Origin of the sequence: Romboutsia sp. 13368 (genome assembly GCF_018336475.1) — a bacterium.
Taxonomy (GTDB): Bacteria; Bacillota; Clostridia; order Peptostreptococcales; family Peptostreptococcaceae; genus Romboutsia.
Genome location: NZ_CP048741.1, coordinates 790,380 through 791,285 on the forward strand (window position 1 = coordinate 790,380; position 906 = coordinate 791,285).

Consider the following 906-nt stretch of genomic DNA (forward strand, 5'->3'; position numbering starts at 1 on the left):
TGATGCAACAAAAGAAGAGTTATTGTATTTATTAGATAATATAGATGAAGATAGTAAGAAATTTCTTATAGAAAAGGCTTATGAAACAAGACTTAAGTAYTTTGGRAAATCTGTTTATATAAGAGGTCTTATAGAAATAAGCAGTTACTGTAAAAAAGAYTGYTTATATTGTGGTCTTAGAAGAAGTAATAAAAATGCAGAGAGATATAGATTAGATAAAGAAGACATATTAGAATGTGCAAGGCGTGGAGATGAATTAGGATATAAGACTATTGTCCTGCAAGGTGGAGAAGATGCATTTTATACTGATGAGAAAATGGTTGAAATTATAAAGGCTATAAAAGAAGAGTTTCCAAATAATGCATTAACACTATCTATTGGTGAGAGAAGTTATGAATCTTATCAAAAACTATATCAAGCAGGTGCAGATAGATTTTTATTAAGACATGAAAGTGCTACAAAGAGCTTATATGAATCTATTCATAATACTGAAAGCTTTGAAGAAAGAAGAAGATGTCTAAGAGATTTAAAAGAAATAGGATTCCAAGCAGGCGCTGGATTTATGGTAGAGTTACCAAATCAAACTAATGAAAATTTAGTAGATGATTTAAGATATGTTAAAGAATTAGAGCCAGCAATGTGTGGAATAGGTCCTTTTATACCTCATAAAGATACACCACTAAGARATTNNCAGCGCTGGTACAACAGAAAAAACTGTTATTTTACTTGCTATAACTAGATTATTACTTCCAAAAGTATTACTACCTGCAACAACAGCGCTTGCAAGTATAGATTCTAACGGAAGAAATGAAGGATTAAGAGCAGGAGCAAATGTTATAATGCCAAATCTATCACCAATGAGTGTTAGAAAGAAGTATTCTTTATATAATAATAAAGCATTTATAC

Annotated in this window: 1 protein-coding gene; it reads left to right on the forward strand. The window is 30.3% G+C overall.

Features of this window, described 5'->3' with window-relative positions; all coding sequences use genetic code 11:
- Positions 1-22: 22 nt before the first annotated feature.
- Positions 23-739: a [FeFe] hydrogenase H-cluster radical SAM maturase HydE gene (hydE, locus tag G3997_RS03205; protein WP_442971230.1), complete on the forward strand. Its 717-nt coding sequence runs from the start codon at positions 23-25 to the stop codon at positions 737-739.
- Positions 740-906: the final 167 nt, after the last annotated feature.